Origin of the sequence: Planctomyces sp. SH-PL14 (genome assembly GCF_001610835.1) — a bacterium.
Classification (GTDB): domain Bacteria; phylum Planctomycetota; class Planctomycetia; order Planctomycetales; family Planctomycetaceae; genus Planctomyces_A.
In genome coordinates this window covers 2018106-2039916 of the sequence record NZ_CP011270.1, presented here as the reverse complement: position 1 = coordinate 2039916, position 21811 = coordinate 2018106, and the positions used below count along the sequence as shown (strand labels likewise).

15 protein-coding genes and 1 pseudogene are annotated in these 21811 nt (G+C 67.6%); 10 read left to right on the top strand and 6 right to left on the bottom strand.

The genetic code is table 11. From position 1 onward, the window contains the following. The first annotated feature begins 45 nt into the window (after window positions 1-45). On the top strand, window positions 46-852 hold the full coding sequence (locus VT03_RS07870) for a HEAT repeat domain-containing protein (protein ID WP_075092481.1): 807 nt from the start codon (window positions 46-48) through the stop codon (window positions 850-852). Window positions 853-1040: 188 nt separating this feature from the next. Then, entirely contained in the window at window positions 1041-2630 is a 1590-nt protein-coding gene (locus VT03_RS07865; protein ID WP_156514348.1) for a hypothetical protein, read from the top strand. 336 nt (window positions 2631-2966) lie between these two features. On the opposite strand, the gene VT03_RS07860 is transcribed toward VT03_RS07865, so the two are convergent. The 4 genes from VT03_RS07860 to VT03_RS07845 form a co-directional block, all read right to left on the bottom strand. Beyond that, window positions 2967-4049, bottom strand: a complete 1083-nt coding sequence (locus VT03_RS07860; RefSeq protein ID WP_075092479.1) for a ComEC/Rec2 family competence protein — start codon at window positions 4047-4049, stop codon at window positions 2967-2969. A gap of 252 nt (window positions 4050-4301) precedes the next feature. After that, window positions 4302-4640, bottom strand: coding sequence for a P-II family nitrogen regulator (locus VT03_RS07855; protein ID WP_075092478.1), 339 nt, complete (start codon window positions 4638-4640; stop codon window positions 4302-4304). A 141-nt stretch (window positions 4641-4781) separates the two neighbouring features. Continuing rightward, window positions 4782-5120 (bottom strand): P-II family nitrogen regulator, encoded by a 339-nt coding sequence (locus VT03_RS07850; RefSeq protein ID WP_075092477.1) that lies wholly within the window; start codon window positions 5118-5120, stop codon window positions 4782-4784. A gap of 184 nt (window positions 5121-5304) precedes the next feature. Further along, window positions 5305-6648 (bottom strand): ammonium transporter, encoded by a 1344-nt coding sequence (locus tag VT03_RS07845; protein WP_231870626.1) that lies wholly within the window; start codon window positions 6646-6648, stop codon window positions 5305-5307. 342 nt (window positions 6649-6990) lie between these two features. On the opposite strand from VT03_RS07845, the pseudogene VT03_RS35200 reads away from it, so the two are divergent. The 5 genes and pseudogenes from VT03_RS35200 to VT03_RS07830 all read left to right on the top strand — a co-directional run. Then, window positions 6991-8049, top strand: a pseudogene (locus tag VT03_RS35200) (hypothetical protein); the annotation flags it as partial. A 64-nt stretch (window positions 8050-8113) separates the two neighbouring features. Continuing rightward, window positions 8114-8641, top strand: a complete 528-nt coding sequence (locus VT03_RS34555) for a hypothetical protein (RefSeq protein ID WP_231870624.1) — start codon at window positions 8114-8116, stop codon at window positions 8639-8641. Continuing rightward, window positions 8587-8742 carry a hypothetical protein gene (locus VT03_RS34965; RefSeq protein ID WP_410000418.1) on the top strand — a complete coding sequence of 52 codons (156 nt, stop codon included), beginning with the start codon at window positions 8587-8589 and terminating at the stop codon, window positions 8740-8742. Before VT03_RS34555 ends, VT03_RS34965 begins: the two co-directional genes overlap by 55 nt. A 754-nt stretch (window positions 8743-9496) precedes the next feature. Then, complete coding sequence (locus tag VT03_RS07835) at window positions 9497-9949, top strand: hypothetical protein (protein WP_197489246.1); 453 nt, start codon at window positions 9497-9499, stop codon at window positions 9947-9949. A gap of 33 nt (window positions 9950-9982) precedes the next feature. Then, window positions 9983-11461: a sulfatase gene (locus VT03_RS07830; protein WP_075092473.1), complete on the top strand. Its 1479-nt coding sequence runs from the start codon at window positions 9983-9985 to the stop codon at window positions 11459-11461. A 360-nt stretch (window positions 11462-11821) separates the two neighbouring features. On the opposite strand, the gene sppA is transcribed toward VT03_RS07830, so the two are convergent. Beyond that, on the bottom strand, window positions 11822-12880 hold the full coding sequence (sppA, locus tag VT03_RS07825; protein WP_075092472.1) for a signal peptide peptidase SppA: 1059 nt from the start codon (window positions 12878-12880) through the stop codon (window positions 11822-11824). 320 nt (window positions 12881-13200) lie between these two features. Between sppA and VT03_RS07820 the strand changes: the two genes are divergently transcribed. From VT03_RS07820 to VT03_RS07810, 3 genes are all read left to right on the top strand, one after another. After that, entirely contained in the window at window positions 13201-15909 is a 2709-nt protein-coding gene (locus tag VT03_RS07820) for a hypothetical protein (RefSeq protein ID WP_075092471.1), read from the top strand. Between the two features lie 108 nt (window positions 15910-16017). Then, the gene (locus VT03_RS07815) at window positions 16018-16476 is read left to right on the top strand and encodes a thioredoxin family protein (RefSeq protein ID WP_197489245.1); all 459 of its coding nucleotides are present in this window, start codon (window positions 16018-16020) and stop codon (window positions 16474-16476) included. Between the two features lie 75 nt (window positions 16477-16551). Continuing rightward, window positions 16552-16788 carry a hypothetical protein gene (locus VT03_RS07810; RefSeq protein ID WP_075092470.1) on the top strand — a complete coding sequence of 79 codons (237 nt, stop codon included), beginning with the start codon at window positions 16552-16554 and terminating at the stop codon, window positions 16786-16788. A gap of 116 nt (window positions 16789-16904) precedes the next feature. Here VT03_RS07810 and VT03_RS35055 read toward each other — a convergent pair whose 3' ends face one another. Further along, complete coding sequence (locus VT03_RS35055; RefSeq protein WP_075092469.1) at window positions 16905-21266, bottom strand: serine/threonine protein kinase; 4362 nt, start codon at window positions 21264-21266, stop codon at window positions 16905-16907. Between the last annotated feature and the right edge of the window lie 545 nt (window positions 21267-21811).

The window sequence follows — 21811 nt, the reverse complement described above, 5'->3', positions numbered from 1 at the left end:
GATCCGCCGCTCCGGGCAGCGGCCAGTGCCGCAGGAACCGCGACCATGGATGAGCTCAAGAACCTCGCGTCGGACGACTTCGAGACCAAGCTGGCGGCGATCCGCCAGGCGCATCTCGCTCCGTCGGCCGCCGTCCTGAAGCCGCTCTGCGATCTCGTGCTCGACCGGGACCAGGGAGAGCCGGTCCGTCACGCCGCGGCGGAGGCGCTCGGGCGTCTTTCCGATCAGGCGGGCCGCGGGGCGCTCCTCGAACTCCTCGAGGACGCCGGCGACCCGCACCGCCGGATGCTCGGAGCGCTTGGCTTGGGGCAGTTCGCGCACGCCGACGCCGTCGGGCCGTTGATCGAAGCTCTGCGGGATGACGTCAACACCGTGCGGAACGTGGCGGAGCGGTCGCTTCTCGAACAGATCGCGCTCGTCCGGGAGCACGGGATCGAGCCCTTGCTTGCCCTCCTGGCGGAACCGAATCCCCTGGTCCGTTCTCCGGCCGCACGTCTCCTGGGGGCGACGCAGGACGATCGGGCGCGCGAGCCGCTGATGGCCATCCTCCGAAGCGACCGCGAGTGGCTCTCGCGGATGTGGGCGGCCAAGGCCCTCGGCGATCTGGGACGGATGGAAGCCGCGGACCTGCTCCACGAGCGGCTCGACCACGACCAGAAGAACCGCGTCCGGGCGGCGGCTGCGGAGGCGATCGGCAAGCTCAAGCCGGCCAGCGGAGCCGCCTGGCTGCTCCATGCGCTCGAGCACGACGACGACGGCGGCGTCCGCAAGCTGGCCAGCGAGGCCCTGCGGCAGTTTGGCCTCGAAGTCGACGAGGCTTCGGCCGAGGAAATTCCGGACGATTCCGAATAATCCGGGAATTGCTTCCCTCCGGATTCACGTCGTAACGGCCTCCCCGGCCAGGAGCCGTCCGGGGGGACCTTTCGCTCAAGTCGGCATTTACCGCGTTTCGATAGACCTGAGTGCAGACATGAGGCTGCGCACGGGTTTCGGCTGGAATTGCCGATCTGTCCCGACACGCTATGGAGAGCGTCTTCACGATGTCCCGTATTCCCCAGAAGCTAGGCAAGCTCGGCAAGCGCCTGCGGCGGCGGACGGGGCGTTGGGGCTTCCGGACGCTCATCTCGCTCGCCTTGATTGCGGCCTTCTCGTCGCAGCTCCACGCGGCGGACCCGGTCTTCACCAAGAACCACAAGTTCCGCATTCCGTTCCAGTTCGATCAGGCGGAGATGAAGCGGATCGGGGCCGCCCAGATCGAGCTGCATGTTTCGGCGGACCAGGGACGGACGTGGACTCGCTCCTCCGTCGCCTCCCCGCAGGACGGACGCTTCACCTACGACGCGGACGCGAACGGCGAGTTCTGGTTCTCCGTCCGGACGATCGACCAGCAGGGGAAAGCTCATCCTGACGGCCGGCACACGCCGGGCCTCAAGGTGATCGTTGACGACACCCCGCCCCTCTTCGAACTCCGCCTCCGCGAAGTCTCGACCGGCCGGGTCGAGCTGAGCTGGCAGGTCGACGACGACAACATCGATCTCAATGCGCTCGTTCTCGAGTCCCGCGAGCCGGGGAGTGCCGAGTGGCACCCCGTGCAGATCCGCGCCGCTGCCCGCGGCCAGACCTCGTGGACGATCGGTGGCGAAGGGCTTGTTGAGGTCCGCGGTCGGGCCAAGGACCTTGCTGGCAACTCCGTCTCGGCCGAGGACGCGATCCGCGTCGCCTCGAACACGCCGCGGAACAATTCGCGGCCCGACTTCAGCAAGCCGGTTGCGACTCTTCCTGACCTCCAGGGGGCGGAAACTCCGAAGACCGCCGCCATGCCGAGCTATGGCGGCGACCGTCTGCCGCAGATCATCGGTTCAGGAAACGTGGGCCCGGGGAATTCCGACCGCGGTCCTTCGGTCCGCCCCGCGGTGCCGGTCTCGACCGGGTCTTCGATCGCTCCGCCGGTTCTGCATGACGTGGCCCGCAACTATGCTCCGGTCCCGGCTGGAGCGCGGCTCGTCAATTCGAAGACGTTCAACATCGGCTATCAGATCGAAGACGAAGGTCCGTCGGGGATCGGCGACATCGACCTCTTCATCACCGAAGACGGCGGCCGCAAGTGGTTCAACTACGGGACGGATCCGGATCGCCGTTCGCCGTTCACCGTGACCGTCCCTCGCGACGGGACGTTCGGGTTCGCCATGCGGGCTCGTAGCGGGGTGGGCCTGGCGGCTGATCCGCCGCAGCCGGGCGAAGTTCCTTCGATCAACGTTGTGGTTGACCTGGCGCCTCCTGTCGTCCGGCTTCTGCCGATCCGTCAGGGGCAGGGGAACCGGTTTGACCAGGTCACGATTCAGTGGCAGGCGGACGATCAGGCTCTCGCGGACAATCCGATTGCTGTGTACTACGCGGCACAGCCGAACGGCCCGTGGGAGCCGATCAGCGGGTGGACGGCGAACACCGGCACCTTTGAATGGCGGATTGATCCGAACCAGCAGCGGCGGCTTTATATCCGGGTTGAGGCTCGGGACGCGGCCGGCAACCTGGCGACGGCGACTTCGCCGCAGCCGTTGTTCTTCGACTTGGCTAAGCCGACGGCGAAGATCGTCGATGTGGAAGCGGTTCCGTCCTCAGCACCTCGCTAAGCGAACCGCGTCCTCGCCGGCACGGTTTCCATAGCTCAAACCCAACGTGCCACGGCAGGCTGGGGTCAAGGGGGCCACGCCCCCTTGCCGCCGGAGGCGCTTCCATGAGGAACCGTTGTAAGCAACGGGCGTCCCCTTTGTGGAACCGGCGTTGAGAACTCACCGCTCGCTTTGCGATCCCCGCGGGTTGGTGAGAGGGACATACGGCACGTTGTCCGCGTTTGGACACGATCTCCTTCAGACAGTGTCCGACGGCCAAGCCTCCGGCGGGCAAGGGGGCGTTGCCCCCTTGCATCCCCCACCAGGGGTTGCCCCCTGGACCCCGGTGCGATTTGCTTAACGCGCCGTCGCTGAGAGCGCCTTCGTCCCGCGCGTCTGATACTCCGCCGGCTTCCCCTCCGGACCAATCTGCACCGTGTACGACGTTCCGTCCGGCGCGACCGACGCCTTCACCCACTGCCCCTGACACGAGGCCGTCTCACCCAGGTTGGCAATGAAGTCCTCCGGCGTCTGCTCCTCTGGCTTGAGCCGCACGTTCCGGTGCAGCTGATACAGCGCCTTCAGCGACTTGCCCGACTTGAGCGTCTTGAACGTCGACAGTTCTCCTCCCTTCGTCGGGCCGTTGCACTCGACCGCCACGATCGGGTCAATGGCGTGAACGAGCGCCGGGTTGTTGCTCACCCCCAGACCGTGGTGCGTCACCATGAACAGGTCGACTTGCCCGACCGGGTTGTTCGGCGTGACAAGCTTCGCCTCCACGTTCCAGGTCAGGTCGCCGCAGGTCAGGAACCGGAACGGACCGAAGCCGAACAGCAGGCTCACGCTGGCGGCATTGTCCGACGGGTCTTCCGCCTGGGGCTCGTGCTCTTTGGCAAAGGGATTCGGCTCGCCGATGTTCGGCACAACCTCGCGGCTGGCGGTGACGACATGGACTTTCAGCGGGGTCTCGCCGCTCTTGAAGGGCAGCACGTCCCCGACCTTCACCGGACGGGACTTGTTCTGCGAGGCGGCCTTGTAGGCGGCGATCCGCTCTTCGTACTTGTTGTCTTCGGAAAGCCGCTCCGGCATCCCGCGGTCCCAGAACGTGCCGACCTTGATCTCCGCGGCGAGGGCCGCATGGTTGCCGTAATGGTCGAGGTGCCAGTGCGAGACGCTGGCGTGGTCCAGATGGTCGAGCCCCGCCACGTCGCGGACGACATGCAGGATCCGCTTGAGGTCCCGTCCGCCGTAGTCCGGGTAGCCCGAGTCGATCAGCAGCGACTCGCCCGCGGGCGTCACGATCAGCGTCGCCGCTCCCCCCTCGACGTCGATGAAGTACAGGTCGAACCGCTTGTCCTTGCTCCCGGCGAAAGCGGAAGGGGACATCGTCAAAGCGGCCAGGGCCACGCAGGTGAGGGACGCCGCGATGAGGCTTCGCATTCTGGTCTCCCGTCGGACATTGAAGACGCCCGGGCCCGGCGGGAGCCCGCCGGCGCGACCGGGCGCCGACCGCTATTGGTAGCAGACCGCGTCGAGGCCCGGTATCGAACGTCCGCGCGAGTGCGGCGGGAACTCGCGAGCCGGAAAAGCAAAAAGCCCTGCCGGAGATCCGCAGGGCTCGATGCGCGCACCACAAGCAGGGTCGCTCGCAGAGGGCGAGGGAAAAGACGCCGGCTGCCGGCAGTCGCGAGACTAGATCGCTTCTTCGCCCGATTCGCCCGTGCGGATGCGGATCACTTCTTCGAGCGCGCTGACGAAGATCTTTCCGTCACCGACTTTGCCCGTGCGGGCCGCGTTCGAAATGATCTCCGCCGCCTTCTGGACCTGGTCGTTCTTGACGACCACTTCCAGCTTCAGCTTCGGGAGGAAGTCCACGGTGTATTCCGCACCGCGGTACTGCTCCTTGTGACCGCGCTGCCGGCCGAAGCCGCGCACTTCGCTGACCGTCATCCCGACGATGCCTTCGCTCGTCAGGGCATTCTTGACGTCTTCCAGTTTGTAGTGCCGGATCACGGCTTCCAACTTTTTCATAGCAGCTTTCTCAACGCTCGTGACAAGTGTGAAATGGCCCGACCGGGCTCGCCGCAAAGCGGATGTCGGCGGCCTTCCTGGCCGCGATCCCTTCCACCATCGACGATTATCCGGCCCGCCACCCCACGGGGAAAGGGTGACTTACAACGCATTGTCTCCGATTTCGCCGGTGCGAATCCGGATGGTCTCCTCCAGGGGAGTGATGAAGATCTTGCCGTCGCCGATGGTCCCGGTCCGCGCGGTCTTGAGGATCGCGCTGACGATTTCGTTCTTGGTCCCGTCCGAGACGACGATCTCCAGCTTCACCTTCGGGAGAAAATCGACCGAGTACTCCGACCCCCGGTACTGTTCCTTGTGCCCCTTCTGGCGTCCAAATCCTCGAACTTCGGTGACGGTCATCCCCTCCACTCCCACCGCGTTGAGGGCATCCTTGACCTCTTCGAGTTTGAAGTGACGGATGATCGCTTCGATTTTCTTCATGAGGAACCTTGTCGCCACAGGAACAACACAACTTGCGAGCGCTTCCCGGAATGTGCCGGGACGATTCGGGGCTGTCAAATCCAAACCCCACCGTTTCACGACCGAGTGATTGAAATCCGGACAGCCGGTCCGAACCTCTTTCCGCCAGCGAGCGCTCGCCCTGCCTCGTTCCACAAATCCTCGCTCAGTAGAAGATGTAGCCCTCCTCTCCGTGCTGAGTGACGTCGAGCCCCTGGACCTCTTCTTCCGGCGTGACCCGCAGGCCGATCGTCAGGTCGATCGCCTTGAGGATGACGACCGAGCCCAGGACCGCGATCAGGGCCGACGCCCCGATGCTCACCGCCTGATCGATCAGTTGCCGGCCATTCCCCTCCAGCAGTCCACGGGCCTGTTCGGCGCCGCGGATCGAATCGGGAAGGATGTATCGCGTGGCAAAAACGCCGGTCAGCATGGCTCCCAGCATTCCGCCGACACCGTGGACGCCGAATGCGTCGAGCGAGTCATCATACTTCCAGGCGGACTTCAGCGACGTACAGGCCCAGAAGCAGACGCCGCCGGCGAGGGCCCCCATGATCATTCCGGACATCGGCGTGACGGAGCCGCTGGCGGGGGTGATGCAGACGAGTCCCGCGACCGCGCCCGAGCAGGCGCCCAGGACGCTCGGCTTGCCGCGGGTGATCCATTCGATGCCGGCCCACACGAGTGTTCCGGCCGCGGCGGCGAAGTGCGTGGCGACGAGGGCGTTGACCGCCGACTCATTCGCCTTGAGGGCGCTCCCCCCGTTGAAACCGAACCAGCCGACCCACAGCATCGCCGCTCCCATCGCGGTGTAGGTCAGGTTGTGGGGGGGCATCGCCTCCTGTCCGAACCCGAGGCGCTTGCCGAGCAGGATCGCGCAGACGAGGGCGGAAACCCCGGAGGTGATGTGAACCACCGTACCGCCAGCGAAGTCGATCGCCCGGAAGGACGCATCCTTGTTCGCCTCGCACAGCCACCCGAAATCGGACCAGACCCAGTGGGCCACGGGGCAGTAGACGAAAGTTCCCCAGAAGAGCGAGAAGAGGCACATGGCGCTGAACTTCATTCGTTCGGCAAACGCGCCGCAGATCAGAGCAGGAGTGATGATGAAGAACATCCCCTGGAAGGCCATGAACAGCAGTTGCGGGATGCCGGTCTGCCCCTGCAGCGGAAAGCCCTGGACCTCCTTGCTCGGGATGAGCCCCTTGAGGAACAGCAGATCGAAGTTGCCGAAATACGGGTTCTGGCCGCCGAACGCGAGGCTGTAGCCCCAGATCCCCCACACGCAGCTCATCATCCCCATGAGGAAGATGCACTGCATCATGACCCCCAGAACGTTCTTCTTCCGAACGAGCCCGCCATAGAACAGGGCAAGACCGGGTGCTGTCATAAACAGCACGAGTGCTGACGACATCAGCATCCAGGCGGTGTTGCCACTGTCGAGCACGGGGGGCGGAGTTGCGGCCGCCGCTTCCTGAGCTGAGGCCGGAACGCAATCTCCCACAGTCATCGCCGCAACCGCGGCTATGGCTGCCCACCACTTGAACTTCATCTGCTAACCCCTCTAGCGCACAGAGATTAAAGCGATCTGTCGGAGGCCGTTTTGCCTCGCTGGATCCTCTCGAATTCGCCGGTCGGGGGGTGAACGCTGTCCCCGGCCGCGGCTGGTCGTCGCCGATGCCACCTCGTCTGGGTGATGGCTGCCTAACAACTAAGCAACCGCTATGCCGTCCGGGCTGGCAATTGGGCAGAAGCCGGAATTCGTCGTGAAGCCGCAGAACTTCGAGTCCGCTGGCCGGTTTCATTCTCTGAGCACATCGCCACTCCCTTCAACCGCTGATCGAGGTCGCACATGACACGTCTTTCCTGGAAGGTGGCCTGCCTCGCCGCCCTTCTGCTTCCCACCGCTGCCGCCCGCGCCGATGAGGCGGCTGAGCTGTTCTCCGGCCTCGACAAGAACAAGGACGGCAAGCTCGAGAAGAGCGAGATCTCCGAAGAGCAGACGCGGCATTTCGAGCGGCTGCTCCGCTCCGGGGACAAAGATAAGGACGGGGTCCTGACCCGCGAGGAGTTCGAGGGAGCAGCGAATGCGGAAGAGCGGCCGGTCGCGGGCCCGCCGGGCGGACCCGGGGGACCGGGAGGTCCGGGCCGGGGTGGGATGCCCAACCCCGAGGAGATGTTCCGCCGCCTCGATTCCGACGGCAACGGCAAGCTCTCCCGCCGCGAGCTGGAGAACTCTCAGGCTCCGGAGTTCGTGAAGGAGCGGCTTAAGACCGGCTTCGATGAACTCAAGAAGGACGAACTGACCCCCGAGGACCTGCGCGGCCTGCGGGAACGGATGGGGCGTCCGCCCGGAGGCCCGGGGGGCGGCGGAGACGGAGCGCGGTTCCGGCAGCTCGATCGGGATGGCAACGGCAAGCTGACGAAGGACGAAGTCGATCGGCTCCCCGGAGAAATGCGGGAGCGGCTCGTCCAGATGATGGAACGCAGCGGACGGGACGAGATCGACCTGGGGCGGCTGGAAGGGATGATGGCCCAGCGGGGAGACGGCCGTGGCGACGGCGAACGCCGTCCTGACGACCGGCCGCGCGACGGCGAGCGGCGGCCCGGTGGGGAAATGCGAGATGGCGAACGCCGTCCGGACGGACCGCGGGATGGAGAACGTCGTCCCGAAGGTCCTCGCGATGGCGAACGGCGCCCGGATGGTCCGCGGGACGGGGATCGCCGACCGGAAGGGCCGCGCGATGGTGAGCGTCGCCCGGACGGTCCGCGTGATGGCGAACGGCGCCCGGACGGGCCTCGTGACGGGGAACGTCGTCCCGACGACGGGCCGCGCGACGGCGAGCGGCGTCCGGGGCCGCAGGGACCGCGGGCTCCCCTGTTCGGGGTGTTGGACGCCGATCACGACGGCCGGATCACTCGCGAAGAACTTCGCAATGCCGCGGAGCACTTCCGTCGGCTCGACCGGAATGACGATGGTGAGATCGATATGGCCGAAGCGTTCGGCCCGCCCCCCGGAGACCGGGGCATGGGAGGGCCGGAGGGATTCCGTCCTCGCCCGGACGGCGACCGTCCGAGGCCCGAAGGAGAGCGGCGTCCTGATGGGGACCGTCCGCGCCCTGAAGGAGAACGGCGCCCTGATGGTGACCGTCCGCGTCCTGAAGGAGAACGGCGTCCTGATGGTGACCGTCCGCGTCCTGAGGGAGAGCGGCGTCCGGATGGTGATCGGCCTCGCCCTGAAGCGGACCGTCGGCCCGACGGCGACCGTCCGCGTCCCGAGGGTGAGCGTCGTCCGGATGGTGATCGGCCGCGAGGAGAAGGAGATCGCCCGCGTCCCGAAGGAGATCGTCGGCCCGATGGTGATCGTCCGCGTCCGGAAGGCGATCGTCCGCGCGGCGAAGGGGATCGTCCTGGCCCCCGGGGAGGCGAGGGGGAGTTCTTCAATCAGATCGACCGGAACGGCGACGGAGGGATCTCGGAAGAGGAAGCTCCCGCACGGATGAAGGAGAACTTCAAGCGGCTCGACCGGAACGGAGACGGGAAGATCACTCGGGAGGAACTGCGAGAAGGCTTCGGCCAGCGTCGTCCCCCCAACGCTCCGTAACCGGCTTCAGGCAGAACTGTCGACGGGTCGCGAACGCCTTCGAGTTCACTCGAAGGCGTTTTTCTTTGTCGACGCTCATCCGCCGAGGGCGGTCGACCGCGGAGCCGCTTCAGGCCCCGTCAGGAAACTCACATCAGCCCGAAGCGCTAGCGAGGGACTTCGCACTTCGTCCCTCGCTAGCGCTTCGGGCTGGTGTCGGTGGGACGCCTTCGAAATCCATTTCCAAACGAAGCCTGGTCCCCGCCTCTCTCCCTTCCGCCTTCCGTCTGAACCCCTTCGGCCTCGCCTAAAGTGAGCGAAGCCCGGTGCTCCTCACGGAGGACCGGGCTTCTTGGCTCGCAGAGGATCGGTGATCCTTACGAGGAGATGGCTGTCTGGGACAGCCCGCCGACTGTTGGTCAGACGGAACCACCTCGTGTTTGGCTACTGTCAGACTGCACAGGACCACCTCCTTTCTATTTTGAACCACCCCAATCGGCTGGCTCGCCATGTCCAGCATTCATGGGCTTTAGTCCGTCGCGTCGCGGAGAACGCGAACTGGGAGTATTTTTACGCGAAGCGCAAACGTGACAATCCCAGATTGCGGGAAAATTCGGTCAAGACCGCAAAGAGACGGGCGTTATCCGCGGACCGCAATCCCGGTTCGAGAGTCGATGACTCACGGCGTTACCCGTCGTGAGAGACGCTGATCGACCTCTTCCGGACCGCTGGCGCGACGTCGCCTGGTCCGGCCGGCTCCCCTGTTTCTTCCACCATGATGCGCTCCACCGAACCGAGTCCTGCCTGGATCCCCTTCGTCCTGAGAGGGGCCGGAATCTACAACCTTGTGTGGGGGACCGCAGCGATTCTGGCGCCGCGCTTCATGCTCGCCGCTCTCGGGATCACGACCGATGCGGTCGGCCTCGCGTTCTGGCAGTGCCTGGGGATGGTGATCGGCGTCTATGGGATCGGGTACTGGATCGCCGCCCGCGATCCGGCCGGTCAGTGGCCGATCGTTCTCGTCGGCCTGCTCGGCAAGGTGCTGGGACCGATCGGCTTCGTCTGGACCGCGGCGCAGGGAGCTCTCCCCTTCCGCATGGGCTGGACGCTTCTGACGAACGATCTGATGTGGTGGATCCCTTTCGCCCTGATCCTTCGTCACGCGATGCGGGGCGCGCCGGGATGCTCGCCGCGGGCGGGACTTGAAGTCGCGCGGTCGATGCCGTAGTTCTCATTCCGAGCCTGGCGCCCGGGGTGACACATGCGATGGCGGTTCCTGTCTGCGGTCCTGATTCTCTGGTTCGGAGCGGCTTCGCTCTCTGCGGCGGAGCGTCCGCCGAACATCGTGGTCCTGCTGTGTGACGACCTCGGCTGGGCGGACCTGGGATGTTTCGGCAGCACCTTCTATGAGACGCCGCATCTCGACCGGCTGGCCTCGCAGGGGATGATGTTCACGCGGGGCTACGCCGCCTGCCCGGTCTGCTCGCCGACACGGGCCAGCCTGATGACCGGCCAGTATCCCCAGCGGCTGGGGATCACGGACTACATCGCTCCCAACGGCGCGAACCAGCCGGCGCAGTGGAAGAAGAACACGAAGCACCTGCCCGCGGCGTACAAGGACCGGCTCGCGCTGGAGGCCGGGACGATCGCCGAGGCGGCGCGGGATGCCGGCTACGCGACGTTCTTCGCCGGCAAGTGGCACCTCGGTCCCGAAGGGTTCTATCCCGAGGACCAGGGCTTCCAGACGAACCTGGGCGGGATCGAGCAGGGGGGACCGTACGGCGGCGGAAAGTACTTTTCGCCGTATGGGAACCCGCGGCTGGCCGACGGTCCGCCGGGGGAGCATCTTCCGATCCGGCTGGCCCGCGAGACGGCCCGGTTCATCGACCAGCACAAGCATGAGCCGTTCCTGGCGTACTACGCCTTCTACGACGTCCATACGCCGCTGATGGCCCGCGAGGATCTCCGGCAGAAGTACGAGGAGAAGCGGCGGCGGCGGATGCTCTCGGACCAGTTTGGACGCGAGGAGCCGCGCGATGTGCGGCTGACGCAGGCTCACGTCGTCTACGCCGCGATGGTGGAGGCGATGGACGAGGCGGTCGGAATAGTGCTGAATCAGCTCAATGCGTCGGGAGTGGAAGGGGAGACGATCGTGGTCTTCACGTCCGACAATGGGGGGCTCTCGACGAGCGAGGGCTGGCCGACATCGAACCTGCCGCTCCGTGCGGGGAAGGGGTGGGTGTATGAAGGGGGGATCCGGGTTCCGTGGATCGTGAGGTGGCCGGGTGTGGCGAAGGCGGGGACGACTTCGACGACGCCGGTCTGCAGTGTCGATGTGTATCCGACGCTGCTCGCGGCGATGGGGCGGAAGCCGGCGGAGGGGCAGGTCCTCGACGGCGTCGATCTATCACCGCTGCTGCGGGGGGAGACCATTGCTCCGCGGTCGCTGTTCTGGCACTACCCGCACTATGGGAATCAGGGGGGCGCGCCGGTGGCGGCGGTCCGCAATGCGGAGTGGAAGATGATTCAGTCGATGGAGACCGGGCGGGTGGAGCTGTACGAGATCGAGAAGGATCCGTCGGAGAGCCGGGATGTGGCGGCGAACCATATTCCGGTGGTGGCTGAGCTGACGAAGGAACTGGAGGCGTGGCAGAAGGCGGTCGGCGCGACGTATCCGGTGGTGAATCCCGGTTACAAAGAGGATGGTCCGGATGGGCGGGCGGCGGCGCGTCCGAAGTAGATGCCTTCATCCGCGTCCTTGCCGGCACGACGGTGCTACCTCAAACCCAATGTGCGACGGCAGCCGGGGTCAAGGGGGCCTCGCCCCCTTGCCGCCGGAGGCACTTCCATGAGGAACCGTTGTAAACAACGGACGACCGTTTTGTGGAACCGGCACCGAGGGCTCACCGCTCGCCCTGAAATCCCCGCTGGTTAGTGAGGGGGCATCCGGCACGTTGTCCGCGTTTGGACACGTCCTCCTTCAGACATCTCCCGACGGCCAGGCCTCCGGCGGGCAAGGGGGCCAGAGAAACAACACAGGCCCCCTTGCATCCCCCACCAGGGGTGGCCCCCTGGACCCCGGTGAGGTTGTGAGGCCGCTCTATTCGAGGTTAGGGTGCCAACCGAAGAAATACATCGCCCGCGGAACCGATGCGTCCAGAAACTCCGAAATCAACGACCGCGGCGTCACACGCGACGAAACACCCAGCAACAACTCCACCGCCGACGGCGGATACGTGTAACGCACCACCCGCGCCTTGCTCAGCTTCAAGTCCTCCTTCAGCTCCGCCACCACGTCGTCCCGATACTTGATCCCGTCCACCAGACCATTCGCCACAGCCTGCTTCGCGGTATAGATCTGCCCCGTCGCCAGCGCCTTCGCCTGATCCCAGTTCAGCTTCTCACGCGACTCATCGATGATCCGCACAAACTCGTTGTACGACTCGTCCATGATCGCCTTCCAGACCTCCCGCTCCTCCGGCGACAACTCCTTGAACGGACTCAGCGCATCCTTGAACGGACCCGTCACCAGAGGCTCCGACTTCACCCCATAATCCGACGCCAGCTTCGACACGTCATACCGCGGAATGATCACCCCGATCGACCCGGTCCACGTTGCCGGCTCCGCATAGATCTTCCCCTGCGGACCCGCCCCCATCGCGACGTAATATCCACCCGATGCCGCCAGCCGGCCCATCGAGACATAGATCTTCTTCCCCTTCGTCTCGTGCAGCGCCTTGAGCCGGTCGTAGATCCGCTGACTGTCCGCCACGAATCCCCCCGGGCTCTCGACCGCCAGCACGATCCCCTTCACGTTGGCGTCATTCTCGATCCGCTTCAGGATCTTGAGCGTCCGCTCCGTGAACGGCGACATGATCGTCCCGTCGATCTCCACGATCGCGATCCGGTCCGAAGCCTCCTTGTCCCCCGAGACGTACTGCTCGGTCAGCGACGAGGTCTCGGTCGTCGCCGTGATCTGCTGGGCCGTAAAGGTAATCAGCAGCATGTTGACGAGGACCGACCCGCACAGCAGGACCGCCAGCGCCGCCGCCAGCCACCCCCCCTTCCGCACGGTCCGGACAATGACCGTCGGCTGCGGCCCCTGCGAAGACGAAGAGCCGGGAGGAATGGGGGACGAGGGAGGAATCGGTGTGGACATGCGATGTCAAACTGGGGCGGGGAGGGTGACTTTTTCGGTTGTGACGTTCGTGCGCGTCGAAACTGTTCTCCGGGCGGATTCGGCCCGCAGAGGCCGTACGGCCGTCAAACTCCGCACGACCGGTCGACGATAGACACGGTGCATCCAGGGGTGGAGGCCCGGTCATCTCGTGGCCGGCGCCGCTCGGTCGGCTTCTCGAAGGGGGAGCCGATTATCCCCCCTCGGAGCGCATAAGCAATCCCGGCGGAACGTGTTTCAGCCGACCGGGCATTGGACGCGGGGCTCCCTTTCTTCTGCCGAAGGGAGCACAGGAGCAGACGATGTCGACTGACCGATCGCGATTCTTTCGGTTTCGTGCGTTTTGGCTCACGGCCGGACTGACCACGGCCGCAGCGAGTTGGACACTGGCGGTCGAACCGACCTCCCCGCCGCAGTTCCTCCAGCCCGTTCCCCGGTCTCCCGTCGTCCAGACTCAGGCCGAAACCCCGGCCCCCAACCCGGCTCCGCAACTCCGCACCCAGATGTCCGGCGGAGCGGCCCCCGCCTATCAGCCCCGCCCGATGGGATCGAGCGGACCGAAGAGCGAAGTCCAGAAGCAGCTCGAAGCCCTCTACGAACAGAACGGCCGGCCGGTGCTGGAACTCCCCGATTCGGGGATTCAGCGGCAGGCCCAGCAGCCGTCCGCCCAGGGGGCCCCCGTCCAGGCCAGCCCCGCCGCCAACGCGCCGGCCCCTTCCGCCGCCCCGCACGGGATGCTGCCGGTGCAGACGGTTGGACAATCGCGGCCTGTCACGCAGCCGTCCGGCGGACCGGTCTCCATGGATCCCGATGCTCCCCAGCCCAAGACGTGGGCCGAGGCGCAGTCGATGGGAGTGTCGACGGCGAAGCCCAAGAAGCCCGTCGGCTGGCTCGAACAGATCAACCCGTTCCGCAAGCCCGCTCCCAAGGCCCCTCCCGAAGAGCCGTCCGAGATTCACTACGACCCGCGCCGCACCGCAGCCCAGGCGGGTGTCTACGGCGTCCAGGCTCCTCCTCCGCTCGCTCCGGCCGCGATCCCTCCGGCGGCTCCTCCGGCCAGTCCGCCCGCCATGGCCGCCCGGCCCGCGTCGCGGCTGCCGAACTACGGCCAGCTGTTCGGGATGCCGCAGGCGTTTGCTCCGCAGACGGCCGCCGCTCCGGCTCCGGCCGCTGCTCCCGCGGCGCCGTTCGTTCCCGCCGTTCCGGCTCCACAGGGGGACCCGTTCGTCGGCGTTCCGAACACCGTTTCCGGATCGGCCTCGGCCCCGGCGGCGCTCCCGTACCTGGACGGATTCGGAAAGCCGGTCCCCGCCCACGCGGCGCCTGCCGCCGCTCCGATGGGGCACCCGCTCGCCAATAACACGACCGCCGCTCCGTCGGCACTGCCGGTCCTGGACTTCTCGAAGCCGATTCCGCTGGCCCCCGAGCAGGCCGCGGCGCCCGTAGCCGCGGTTCCGCCGCAGGCTCCGGTCGCCGCCGCTCCGTCGGCCTTCCCCGCGCTGCCTCCGGCCCAGGTCGCGGCGCTGCCGGCACCGGCCGCCACTCCGCAGCCGTTTGCTCCGCAGGCTCCCCCGGCGACATCGGCCGCGACGCAGCCTCCGGCCGTGACGTTGGCCGCGCCGACGCCGCTCGCTCCTCCGGCGACCGACGCTCCGCAGGCCTTCGTTCCCCAGTTCGCCGCTCCCGCGGCTCCGGCGACGGCGGCTCCGACTCCGCCCGCGGCTCCTGCGATCGCCGCGCCGGCGCCCGTTCCCTTCACCGGCCTCGGTCTCAACGATCCGGTCCCGATGACCACGACCTCCGCGGCCCCGGTGATCATCACGCCGTCGGTCGAGGTCCCGCTTCCGTCGGCAGTTCCGGCCCCCGCCCCCGCCGCGGTTCCGCTGGCCGCTCCGGCGAACGATGGCTTTGTCCTCCCGGTCCCGCTGCCGGCTCCGAACGCCGGCGGTCCAGGGCCCCGCACGACGACGAGCGACGCTCCCCGTCCGGCGGTCCCGCCCGCCGCGGCGACGGTTCCTCCGGCACTCGTCTTTGGAACCCCTGCCGCTCCCGCGGCCGAGGCCCCGATGCCCGACGCGCCGGTCACAGCCACCCCCGTACCGGCGGCCCCGCTGGCTCCGCCCCCGCTGGCTCCGCCCCCGCTGGCCGCGGCAGACCACCTGCCGACGGTTCCCCCCGTCGTCGTTCCTCCGCTGGCCCCCGCCGCGCCGGCGATGCCTCCCGCGCAGACCTCGGCGGCTCCGGTCGTGACCGTCCCGGCCGTTCCGCCGGCGGCTCCCGCCGCGGCGCCTTCGGTAGCCGCTCCGGCCCTGCCCGCGGTTCCCGCCGCGCCGCTGGCCAAGGCTGCGGAAGAGGGATTCTTCTCGGACGAGGACGAACGTTCGACCGACCAGCCCGGCAGCCCCGCTCCCGCCGGCCTGAAGCCGGGAAGCCCGCTGGCCGCCCAGTCCCTGCCGGCCACGCCGCCCATCGCTCCGTCGGCCCCGATGCAACCCGCCGCCCCGCCGGTTCAGGCCGCCGCCAGTCCGCTGCCGCCGCTGAATGTGCCGCCCGTGGCGGCCGCCGATCCGGTCACGACGCCGGCGACGGTCCAGCCGGCCGGGCAGCCGAGCCTCCAGCCGGTGCCGCGTACGGGCGGCCCCGCTCAGGGCGGAAAGATGGCCCTCATCGCCGCCCGGGTCGACCGGCCGGGACTGAAGGGGTTCTGCCCGGTGATGCTGCGGGATCATCGCGAACTCGTCGACGCCCGTCCCGAGTTCCAGAGCAGCTATGGCCGGCGGGTCATCATGCTCTCCTCCGCCGAGGCCAAGATCGTCTTCGATTCCGATCCGGCCAAGTACGCTCCCGCGGCCGACGGTAACGACGTCGTCCACTTCAAGCGGACCGGCGAAGAGCTGGAAGGCTCCCTGCAGCACGCCGTCTGGTACAAGGGGCGGCTCTACCTGTTCGTGAGCGGCGAGTCGCTCGACTCGTTCATCGGCGATCCCCTCCCCCACGCGGTGGTGGACTGAGTTTCGCAGCACGGAAAGAGCCGCGGACGGGATCGACGGCGATTCGCCCTGCCGCGGCCGGGGGGGCATGATAGAATCACGGGGTCCGAACACCCCGTGAGACTCGTCATGCGTCGTCGATATCCTCTCCTGTGGCTCCTCGCGTGCGCCCTCCTGGCGAGCTGCATGGGAGAGCTGCCGACTCCGCCCGCCAGTTCGTCGGCCGCAAATCAGGCGGCGGCGGCCAGCATGGAATGGTTTGACGCGACGGTCCTGAAGTCGGACAAAGTGGTCCTGGCGGACTTCTCCGCGACGTGGTGCGGCCCCTGCCAGTATCTGCGGCCGCTGCTGCACCGGCTCGAGAAGAAGTACGGCGACCGCCTTAAGGTCGTGGCGATCGACATCGACGAACATCCCGTGCTGCAGGCCCGGTTCGGCGTGCAGGGGATTCCGCACCTGCTCCTGTTTTCGGATGGAGAGGTGATCGTCAATCCGGGGCCGGGACTCGCCCGCTTCAAGAACTACGAGGCCCTCGAGGAATTCGTCCGCCCCTGGCTCCCGGTCGAGGAAGTGAAAGAGCCGACCTGACCCCTTCCGGCCGGGGCTGGCGCATCAAAGGCTCCCGCGCCGCAGCTTCCCTGAACGATGACAACGGAATGTCTCATGACGGATCGTGAGCAACGACTCTTGTGCGGCGGTCTGGCGGGATTGACCTGCAGCTCCGTCTGGACCCTGGTCGCCTTTCTCCTGGCATGGCTCCTCGCGGGCGCGGGGGACGCCGCGGGATCGCGTTTTACGCTTGTCGCCGGCGGGATTGCGCTGGCGGTCACGATCGCTCTGATCGGGCTGCAGGGTGTCGTGGCGAGCCGCATTCTCCTGCGGACGAGATCGCTCTCCTGAAGCGGGGCTGGTTGTTAAACACCAAGGCACCAAGGGGGCACCAAGAGCACGAAGGAGTGGTCTTGTGCATGGCGCCCGGCCCAGGTTGATGCTGTCGCTTGGCGGGGGCTGAGCCGCTATGGCTGAACGGCGCCGGCCCAGCCGTTGCCTGCCTTCGGCTTCGTGAACGAGACGTTCGCGCCGGTTGGCTTAAGGAACTCGGGCGTTCCCGGCGTCGTGCTGACGAACGAGAGCTCTTTGAGGGGCCGCTTGCCCCCCTGGCCGAAGACGTCGACTTCGTTCGCGCCGAGGTCTCCTTCCCGCTGGGACATATTGCCGGCGATTCCCGGTCCCCCGGACTGGAACTGGTCCCACTGCTGCTTCGTGAACCCGGACCGGATCGAGACGTCGGTCGTCGTCGAGCCGGCGAACAGGTTGCCGATCAGGGCCGACTTCATCGGCCGCTTGGCGTCGGGGGCGTGGTTGAACACGATCGCGTCCGCCGCCTTGTAGAACGTGTTGTTCAGGATCAGGACGTCTTCGAACTCCTGCTTCGGCGCCGGGAACAGGACGCCGGTCCGGACGTCGACGAACCGGCAGTTCGTCACCTGGAAACTGGAGACGGACGCGCTGCCGACTTCGATCCCGGTCCGCAACGGGGCGGCGAACTGCGAGTTCGTCACCGTGAGGCCGAACAGGTTGTCGGCCGAGGTCTTGAAGACGAGTCCCTTGGCCCCCGCGTCGAAGCCCTTGAAGCGGCAGCCGTCGAGCAGGACCGGCGCGGCCTGGTCCCCCGGCACGGAGGCGATGACGAGGCCGTTCTCGCGGAAGCCCCGGAACTCGACGTTTTTGAGCTGCGAGCCGGTGCCGAGCACTTCGAGCTGAGCGCAGTTCGGCGCGCCGCCGGCGTCGAAGACCAGGTTCTCAAGGATCAGGTCCGTTGCGAAAGGAATGTTCATGATCACGCCGCCGCCGCGGGGTGTCAGGATCGCCGGCTGGGCGGCGTCGGTGGTGATCGTCAGCGGGCTGGAGATCCCGATGGCTGCGGCGATCGTGATCGACTCGGTGTAGGAGTAGCCCCCTGCGACGCGAATCGTCCGGCGGCTCCCGTCATTCGGGATGTTCCGCATGAAGTAGTTGACCGCTTCGCTGACCGTCCCGAAGTTCCCTTCCGGTCCCACCGTGATCGAGTCCCCCTGCGGACGGGGACGCACGGTTGCCTGCCGTACCGAGGACGCGGCCACCGGGGCGCCGCCGGGCGCGGCCGCGGGAGCCGCCGCCGTGGGGCCGGTCCCGGCTCCCGTGGTCTTGGGTTTGCCGCTCGGGATGAAGGCGAGGGCCGCGATCACGATCACGACCGCAGCGGCCGCGCCGCCGGCGATCAGGCGATTCTTGGGGACCTGGAGCCACGCCTGGACACCGGCCAGGGGCGAAGGTCCCGTCTTCCTGGTCGGGCGGACCGGAGTCGTGACGCGTTCTTCGGTCTCCGAGCCACCGAACGGAGAATCGTCCGCCGGGCTTTCGGAGGGAGCCGGCGCCGCGGCTGTGAACGGGCTGGGCTCGCTGGCCGCGGGCGCGGAGGCGGGTGCCGAATCGGCGAACATCCCACCGGCTTGCAGGAAGTCCGGGACTTCGACCGCCGGCTTTGCAGGGGCGGGGGCCGCTTTGGGGGCGGGCTTGGCCTTGGGAGGAGCAGCGGGAGCCGGGGCTGGTGCGGGTTCGCTCGTTCCGAAGAGATCCGGCATTCCTCCGGCATCGTCCGTTGCGCCGGCGTCAACGAGGAACGGCGGGGGCGATGGTTCGGGCGCCGCGACCGCCGGAGGAGGCGATGTGGCCGCCTTGGCAGCGGGGGTCTGCTGAGGAGCGGGCGGCGCTGGGGCGGGGGCGGGCGGTTCCGCGGCCGCGGTCCCGATGCCGAACATCTCTGCCCCGAACGGATTGTCGCTCTCGCCGACCGGTGCAGAGGCAGCCCCGCCCAGGAAGGCCGGCATCTCGTCGGCCGGAGCCGTTGCGGGGGCGGGCTTGGCCGCAGGCTTCGGCGGTGCCGGAGCCGGTGGAGGTGCGGCGGCTGGTGCCTTGGCGGCAGCGGGCTTGGCCGGAGGTTGTGGTGCAGGCTTTGGTGCGGGCGGCGCTGGAGTTGGGACGGGAGCCGCTGGTTCGGCTGCGGCGCCGAAGCCGAAGAGGTCCCCCATCGGAGCGGCTTCGGTGACGGGGGCTGCCGCAGACGCGTTCAGGAACGCCGGGACCTCCTCCGCTGCCGGGGGAGCCGGAGCGGCTTTGGCCGGCGCCGTTGCGGCTGGTGCGGCCTTCGGGGCTGCCGTGGCCGGTGGCTTGGGGGCCGGCTTCGGCGGAGCAGGAGCCTTGGCCGCAGGGGGCGGCGGGGGAGCAGGAGCCGCGGGTGCGGAATGGAATCCGAACGGGTCGTCGCCGGCGGGCGGTTCCGCGGCCGCTTCGGTCGTCGCGCCGGACAGGAAGTCGGGGACACCTTCTGCGACGGGGGCAGGAGGCGTTGGAGCGGGTTTGGGAGCAGGTGGTACCGCTGCCGCGGCCGGCTTGGAGGCCGGCTTCGGTGCTGGAGGAGTTGGCGCGGGGGCCTTGGGAGCGGGGGCAGGCGGAGCGGCTGTTTCGTTCGACCCCGACTGGAATCCGAACAGGTCCGCTCCGAACGGATTGTCGGCCGCGGGGGCTGGTGCCGCTCCGGCCAGGAACGGAGGAGCCTCTTCCGCGGTCCGAGGCGGCGTCGGGGCCGGAGCCTTGGCGGCGGGTGCCTTGGCCGTCGGCTTGGGGGCCGCAGGTGCCGCCGGGGACTTGGCCGCTGCGGGCTTGCCGGGAGCGGCCTTGGCGGGCGCTGGCTTTGTCTGAGCGGGGGCCGGAGGGGCGGCGGCTCGCAGAAAGTCCGGAACGTCCGGTTCGGCCGCTGGTGCAGCGACCGGAGCCGAGGCGGCCGGCCCGGCGCGTCCGGCTCCCGAACCGGTCTTCGGCGCTTCGCCCGTGAACAGGTCGGTGAAGTGTCCCACTTCGGCGGGCGCTTCGCTGCCGCCGTTGTTGCCGGCCGGGCCTCCGAAGAAGGAGGGGACCTCGATCTCGGCCGCAGAGCTTTTCTTGCCAGGCTTTGTTCCGGAGGCGGGCTTCGAGGTTGCCGCGGGTGAAGGAGCGGGCTTGGTGGTTGCTGTCTTGGCCGGAGCCTTGGGCGCCGCCGGGACGGGGGCGGGCGCGGGGCCTCCGCCGAACAGGTTCGCAAAGTCGCCCGGCGCCTCATGAATCGGCTCGGCTGCCGAAGCCCCGATCCCGAAGAAATCGGGAACCCCGGACTCGGCCGGCGGTGGGGACGCGGTGGCGGCCGGCGCGGAGACCGCCGGAGCCGCCGGGGCCGCCGGGGCGACGGGAGCCGGAGCGGCGACAGCCAGGTTCAGCGGTCCGCTGTCCGAGGTCGTGTCGGGGAGCCCCGCGCCCTGCCGCAGGAGCCAGTCGGAGAGAGCGTCGGCGACTTCCTTGGCGGTCGCGTACCGGTCGTCCGGCTTCTTGGCCATCATCTTCCGCATGATCGCCAGGAGCGACTCCGGGACGTCGGCCCGGAACTCCGTGATCGACTTGGGATCCTTGAGCTGATGGGCCATCAGCCGTTGCGTGAGGGTCCCCTCGTTGAAGGGGGGCTGGGCGGTGAAGAGGAAGTAGAGCGTGCAGCCGAGGCTGTAGATGTCGACGCGGCGGTCGACCTTGTGGCTGTCGACCGCCTGTTCCGGGGCGAGGTAGTCGGCGGTGCCGAGGACCTTCTCGTCGTGCTGGATCGTCAGCGACTTCTCGTCGTCGCCGCCGAAGAACCGGGCCAGTCCCATGTCGAGGAGTTTGACCGTCCCGGACATGTCGACCAGGAGGTTGCCGGGCTTGATGTCGCGGTGGATGATCCCCGCGCCGTGGGCGTGGTGCAGTCCGAGGGCCGCCTGGCGGATGTACTGGGCCGCCTCGACCGGTCCGAGCGGGCCCCGTTCGGCGACCATGTCCAGGAGGCTTTTTCCCTCGACGTACTCCATGACCAGGAAGTGGATGTCGAACTCGCCGTCCTTTTCGTGGTCGACGTCGTAGGCCCGGACGATGTTGGGGTGGTCGAGGGCGGCGACCGCCTGGGCTTCGCGGTGGAAGCGGCCGAGGTAGGAGGCGTCGTTGACGCGCCGGGCGGGGAGGACCTTGATGGCGCACATCCGCCGCATGAGGACGTGTTCGGCGAGGTAGACGGAGCTCATGCCTCCTTTGCCGAGGAGACCTTTGAGCTTGTACTTCCCGAGGAAGAAGCCCTTGTGTTTGCCGACGAGGAGTTTGTCCGCCTGCCAGGGGCTGGTGAGTTTTCGTTCGACGAGGAAGTCGGCGAAGGGCTTGGCTTCGGGGGGCTCGCCGTTGGCGGCGCGGAACTCGTCGACCAGCCGTTGGATCAGATCCGTCTCGATCAGTCCGCTGCGGCGGAGGACGGCCAGAAACGATTCCAGCGTGATCTTGATCGCCATGGGGCCAGACACCGGGACGCGGTCGACGTGAGGGGTGATCGGCCGCGCCAGAGCGATGCCCGGATCGCGGCAGAGACGAAGGGACGGGGAGGCACTTCGTCGGTCCCGTCGAATGTCGGAACCGGTTTGTGCAGGCTACCACGGTGTGGGTGTGATTGCACCCAAGTGTTGTGGTGAAGGAATGTTCGAAACTCCCGCGGAGCCGACGAATCTTTCTCCCTTTTACCGGGTCCAGGGGCACCCTGGTGGGGGATGCAAGGGGGCAACGCCCTCTTGCCCGCCGGAGGCCTGGCCGTCGGGAACTGTCTGAAGGAGAGCGTGTCCAAACGCGAACACCGTGTCGTATGCCCCCACATCAACCGGCGGGGCCTGCAGAGTGAGCGGTGAGCGCCGGTTCCACAAAGGGGACATCCGTTGTGTACCATGGTTCCTCATGGAAGTGCCTCCGGCGGCAAGGGGGCGTGGCCCCCTTGACCCCAGGCTGCCGTGGCACGTTGGGTTTGAGCTAGGGGAGTCGTGCCGGCAAGGGCGCGGATTGGATTCGC